This window comes from Candidatus Chloroploca sp. Khr17, assembly GCF_004138165.1.
Classification (GTDB): Bacteria; Chloroflexota; Chloroflexia; order Chloroflexales; family Chloroflexaceae; genus Chloroploca.
The window spans coordinates 123,319-129,942 of record NZ_RYFF01000010.1 but is presented as its reverse complement, the minus strand read 5'-3'; the positions used below and the strand labels follow the sequence as shown (position 1 = coordinate 129,942).

General features: G+C 62.2%; 1 protein-coding gene. It reads left to right on the top strand.

What is annotated here, in order from left to right; all coding sequences use genetic code 11:
* Positions 1-6,542 (top strand): RHS repeat-associated core domain-containing protein (locus tag EKD05_RS08610; protein ID WP_240695693.1); only part of this gene is annotated, 6,542 nt, incomplete at its 5' end.
* Positions 6,543-6,624 lie beyond the last annotated feature (82 nt).

The following is a 6,624-nucleotide window of genomic DNA, read 5'->3' as shown; positions in this document are numbered from 1 at the left end:
CGGGCACGGGGGCGCTAGATCTGCAGCACAGTACCATCCGCAATAACAACGGCGATGGCCTGCGGATTGCGGCAGGCTATAGCAGTTTCACGTCGGCCCACAATACCTTTCGCGACAATACCCGGTATGGGCTCAACCTTGGCATCAATGCCTCGTTCGATGACAATAGCTCCACCTTCACGGATAATGGCATTGATGCCTATCTCGCTGGTGGCACGATCAGCCAACCCGTCACCTGGAACCTCAATCCGGCCTATTCCTTCTTTGTCAGTAGCGATATCACGGTGGGAGCGCCGGGAGAGCTAGACATCCTCCCCGGCACCGTGGTGAAATTTGCGCAATACGGTGGCATCTGGGTGGACGGGAGCTTGCGCGCCGAAGGCACCGCCGAGGCACCGATCTCCTTCACCGACTGGCGTGATGATACCGTCGGCGGAGATGCGAACAACAATGGCGCTGCCAACGGCCCTGCGGCCAACTGGTGGCGCTGGATCAATGTGCGTGCCACAGGCACGGCCAGTTTCAGCTATGCGCAGATCGCCTATGCTGGCTGGAACGACTCAGTGGCGTTGCTCAAGAGTGGCAGCGGCGATCTTTCACTTCAACACAGCACCATCCGCAATACGAATGGCGATGGCCTGCGCTTGAATGGCAGCACCGGGACGCATACGCTGGTGCGCAATCAGTTCATTAGCAATACGACGGGCATCCTGGTGCAGAACCAGGCCGAGACGCTGGTGGTCAGCAACCATCTGATCGAGGGCAATACCACATTCGGCGTGCGCAATGTCAGTTCAGCCGAGGTGGATGCACGCAGCACCTGGTGGGGCGATGCCGCTGGCCCGCGTCACGCGAGCAATCCCGAGGGCCTGGGCGATACCGTGAGCGATGGCGTGCTCTTTACGCCGTGGCGCACGACGCCGAGCAGTGGGCAGATCCTTGCCCCGCGGCGCGACGGCACCCTCGTGGCCGGGGACTGGCTCCGCTTTAGCGGCTCCACTGTGGATGATGTGCAGGCAACCTATCGCTGGACTTTCGGTGATGGCCGTAGCTTTGCGACCCGTACCCCGGGGTTAATCGCCTTCCCCGCAACGGGCGTCGTGACCGTCACCTATACCGCGACCAGCGACGGGGAGGACGACCCGTATCCCGATGCGCAGACCTTTACGGTGGTTGCCGACACGGGCAACTTGCCCGACCTCGTGCTGACACAGGTGACGGTGCCGATGACCCTTGCGGTTGGACAACCAGCGAGCATGACTTACCGCGTGCAGAATACCGGCCAGGGTGACGCTGGCCCCACCTGGCAAGACGCGGTCTATCTCTCGACCGATGCCAACCTGGATCGTACCGATCAACAACTCGGTTCCGTCGCCAGCAATCGCACCCTTGCCCCCGGCGCGAGCTATGAGCAGACGATGCTTGTGACCCTGCCGACCCTGGACGAGGGCACCTACAACCTGATTGTCGTTGTCAATGACACCTGGCAAGTGCTGGAACTGCGGCGGCTCAACAACGAGCAGGCCACCCTGATTACCGCCCAGGTACCCGCGCTGCAAGCGGGGGTGGATCAGGTGAGTACCTATACGACCGGACGGGTCGAACACTTCTATCGCCTGAATGCCACCGGTGGCGGGCAGCACCTCGTGCTTGATGCCAGCCGGGTGCCCGCGACACTGGAGGTCTCGCTCCGCTTTGGGGCCTTGCCGACGCGAGGCACCTACGATGAGCGCATCCGTGGTGGCGAGCGACTCGTTGTGCCCGCCGCGACGGCGGGGCAGTGGTACCTGCTGATCGCTGGCAACGCGACCACCGACGGCACCTACACGATCCAATATGACCTCACCGCGCTCGCCCTCACCGGCAGTGCCCCGGCGCGCCAGGGCACCCAGGCCGACCTCGAACTTGCCCTGACCGGGGCGGGCTTGCTGAGCCCCCTGGAGATCGCGCTGGTCGGGTCGACCGGCACGGTCTACGAGGCGCAGACGGTTGACGTTGACAGCTCGACCGCCGCACGGGCGACCTTCCCGGCGGGCACGGTGCCAGCGGGCGTCTATGATGTCCGGGTGACGCACCACGCGCAGACGGCCACGCTGCCGACGGCCGTCACCTTGATCGAAGGCGGCACGGCCAAACTCGACCTCAACCTCATCCTGCCCAGCCGCTTTGGCTACCATCAGTTAGCCACGGTCTTGGTCGAATACACGAATAGCGGCGACGCCCCGATGCCTGCGCCGCTGCTGCTCGTCACGGCCACCCAGAACGGACAGCCGGGGGCGATCATCACGCTCGAACAGCACCGGCTCAGCGGCGGCTTCTGGACCTCGGCGATGCCCCAGGGCTTCGCGAATGACGTGCAATTCCTGGCCGCGGGTGAGACCCCAGGCGTCTTGCAACCAGGCGAAACCCGGCGCGTGCCGGTGTATTATGCCGGCTGGCAACGACCGTGGGACTTCAGCTACCCCCCGTTTGACTGGGAAGTGAAGGTGCTGGACGCGAACGACACGACCCCGGTGGATTGGGCCGCGCTGAAGGACGGCATGCGGCCCGACTATGTGCAACCCGATGCCTGGGACGTGCTGTGGGCGAACTACACCACGTTGGCGGGCAACACCTGGGGCGACTACGTCAGGATGCTGAGCCAGAACGCGCAGTACCTAGCGCGGCTGGGACAGCGGGTGGACGACATCACCACCTTGCAAGCCTTCAGCTTCCGTCAAGCTGACGGCCTGAACCCGATGCGCGTCCTGGCGAGTGGGATGGACGCGGTTGTTGAAGGGCCGGGACTGACAATTGCCTTTGAGCGCAGCTACTTGCAGCCGCTGTCGCGTCGCTTTGAACTCGGCGATCTCGGGCGTGGCTGGACGCACAACTGGCACCAGGGGATGACCGTCAGCGACGATGGCACCGTGAGCATCACCGATCTCACGGGGACACCGCGCATCTTCCAGCCGGACAGCCGCTACAGTGGGCGGTATCTGGCGCAACCAGGCGATCAGGCGACGCTACGAACAGCCGATGGCGGCTACCGCTTGACCGAAGCGAGTGGGTTGATCCAGTTCTACCGTGACGGCAAGCTCCAATATCTCGAAGAACCGAACGGGAACCGCATCACCATCACCTATACTGGTGAGCAGATGACCCGTCTGGAACACTCGTCGGGGGGCTTGCTCGCCTTCACCTACACCCCAGCTGGCTATCTCGCCACGATCACGGATCAGGACGGGCGACAGACAACCTACACCTACAACGGTGCATACCTTGCCTCGGTGACGACGGATGATGGACGCACGACGACCTATACGTACGCGACCGAAGGGGCGGCACAGCACGCCCTGGCAAGCATCGGCCAACCCGACGGCGTCACGCAGAACTTTACCTACGATAGCCTGGGCCGTCTGGCGACGACCTCGCGTGACGATGGACAAGAGCAGATCAGCTTCACCTATGCCAGCGGGCGCGTCAATATGACGGATGCGCTCGGCAATACCAACCGCTTCTTCTTTGATACGTGGAGTCGCATCGTCAAAATCGAAAACGCCCTGGGGCAAGCCGTGGTAATGAGCTTCAACGATTTCGGCAACCTGACCGCGACCACCGACCCGGATGGTTTAAGTACCACGTTTGCTTATGACCTACGCGGCAACCTCACAGAGACAACCGATGCGATGCGGCGTACCACCCGCTTTGCGTATGAGCGGACGACCAATCGCCTGGTAGCCGTGACCGATGCCACTGGCAATCGGACGAACTACAGCTATGATGCGAAAGGCAACCTGAGCACCATCGCCTATCCCGATGGCAGCAGCGAAGCCTGGAGCTACGATGCCCAGGGCAATCCGACCGCACGCACCAACCGGCGCAGCAACGCGATTGCCACGACCTACGATACTGCCGGGCGGATTACGAGCAAGACGTATGCCGATGCCAGTACGGTGACCTATACCTACGATGCTCGCGGCAATCTTGCCACCGCCGTGGATGCGACCGGAACCACGACGTTCACCTATGATCAGCACGACTACCTGACCCGGATTGACTTCCCGCAGGATCGCTGGCTAAGCTTTACCTATGATACGGTGGGGCGGCGCAGCACCAGCACCGATCAACTGGACTATCAGGTCACGTATCACTACGATGAAGCCGGACGTCTGAGCCGCGTTGCCGACGGCGACGGCGATCTGGTGACCTACAGCTACGACGAACTGGGACGGCTGGCCCGCCAAGAACTTGGCAACGGAATCGTAACCACCTATGGCTACGATCCAGCCGGGCGCCTGCTGAGCCAAATCAACCGCAACCCGGACGCGACCGAACTGGCGCGCTTTGTCTACACCTACGACCGGCGCGGGCGACGCATCGCGATGGAGACGCACTACGGAGTGTGGACCTACACCTATGACGATGTGGGCCAACTGCTCAGCGCAATACTCACTTCAAGTGAGGCAGGGATTGCGGATCAGGATCTGCGCTACGAGTATGACGCAGCAGGCAACCGGGTACGCACCACGATCAATGGCGTGGAAGAAGCCTACGCAGCCAACAACCTGAACCAGTACACCACCGTTGGCGACCAGACCTACACCTATGACCTCGACGGCAACCTGATCCGTGAAGAAGGTCCTGGCGGGGTGACGGTCTACACCTACAACGACGAGAACCGGCTGACCGGCGTCACCCGTGGCGGCGATACCTGGGCCTACACCTACGATGCGCTGGGCAACCGGGTGGCGATTGATGAAAACGGGGCCGTGACACACTACGTCGTTGACCCGCTGGGCCTGGGGAATACGGTTGGCACCTATGCCAATGACGGGAGCCTGTTGGCGCGCTACGCCTACGGAAGCAGCCTGCTTCAGCGCTGGTCGGCGACTGACGGAGCGAGTTACTACAGCTTTGACCCGCTGGGCAATGTCAGCGAGATGACCGGGGCTGCCGGGGTCGGACAGAACGCCTATGCCTACCGGCCCTTTGGCGAGACCGTACTGCGCACCGAGACCATCGCGAACCCGTTCGAGTTTATGGGGGCCTTTGGCGTGATGGCAGACACGACTGGTCTGCATCATGTCCGTGCGCGGCAGTATGACGCGCAGCGAGGCCGCTTCAATGCGATGGATCCCCTCGGCTTTGGCTCGGGTGACCTCAATGGCTACCGCTACGCGATGAACAACCCGATGAGCTTTGTGGACCCGGATGGGGAAATCCCCTTTGCAGTGATTGTCATCGGCAAATGGGCGATTGGAGCCTATACCACCTACCGGGCCTCGTGTGGCGTTGCCGATATCTACTATGCGAATCAGGACGAGTTGCGTAAGAAACGGGAAGCGAACCTGATTGACGATCCGCTCGACGCACGCTCACGGCTGAGTTCACGTCACAATTTGCGGAGCGGCACGAAGAATGCCGAGACGGCAATTGAATTTGTGGCGGGAGGAACCATCCCGCACAAGGACGCGCTTGATATCTCACGCGATGCATTGAATAAGAAGAAGACGTGGGGCGAGACCTTCTTCCCATGTTCCTTCTCTCGCAAACCGATTCCGCCACCCAACCCACCGGCGGGCAGTGGCACCAGTGGTGCCGGCGGCTCGGCGGGTTCGCAAGACCCCAACGAGAAGATCAGCGTCGCTGGCTTTGGAGCAGGCAACTTCGTCCGCGCCGATACGCTCGTGACCTACCGCATCGACTTCGAGAACTATCCTGACGCCACCGCCCCCGCCCAGGTCGTCACCATTCGCGACCCGCTCTCGACCGACCTGGACTGGAGCACCCTGGAATTGACCGAGCTCGGCTTTGGCGACGTCATCCTCCAGGTGCCGCCGGGCCGTCAGGAATTCCAGACGGTCGTTGACTACACCTACACCGACGACGAGTACGACTTTACGATTGAAGTCCATGTCGAAGCCTGGCTGGAAGACGGGCAACTGAACGTCAACTTCACCTCGATTGATCCCGTCACCAACCTGCCACCGACGGTCGATAAGGGCTTCCTGCCGCCCGAAACCGACCCCGAGACCGGGCGCGGCACAGGCTTTGTCGCCTACACCATTCGTCCGCAACCCGGCTTGCCGAGCGGCACGGCCATCCGCAACATCGCGACGATCCAGTTCGACTTCAGCCTGGAGATTGACACCAACCAGGTTGACCCAATGGATAAGAGCCAGGGCACCGACCCGACCAAGGAGGCCCTGGTCACCTTCGACCGTCTGGCACCCACCAGCAGCGTCACCGCGCTGCCCGCCGTGACCTCGAGCACCCCGTTCACCGTCACCTGGCAGGGAGCCGACGACACGAACGGCGCGGGCGTGGGCTCGTACGACGTCTATGTGCAGGAGAATGGAGGTGCCTGGACACCCTGGCTGACGAGCACGACCACCACGGCGGCGGCCTTTGACGGACAGGACGGCCAGACCTACAGCTTCTACGTCGTCGCCACCGACAACGTCGGCCACCGCGAGAGCAAGCCCGCCCAGGCCGAGGCGACCACCACCGTCGCCGTGCAGAGTCGCTACACCGTCTATTTGCCGCTGACTGTACGGTGAAGAGGAAAGAAAATTGTTGGATGTGACCAACGAGGCCAGCAATGCTGGCCTCGTTGGTCACATCCAGCAAGCATTTGGAGGA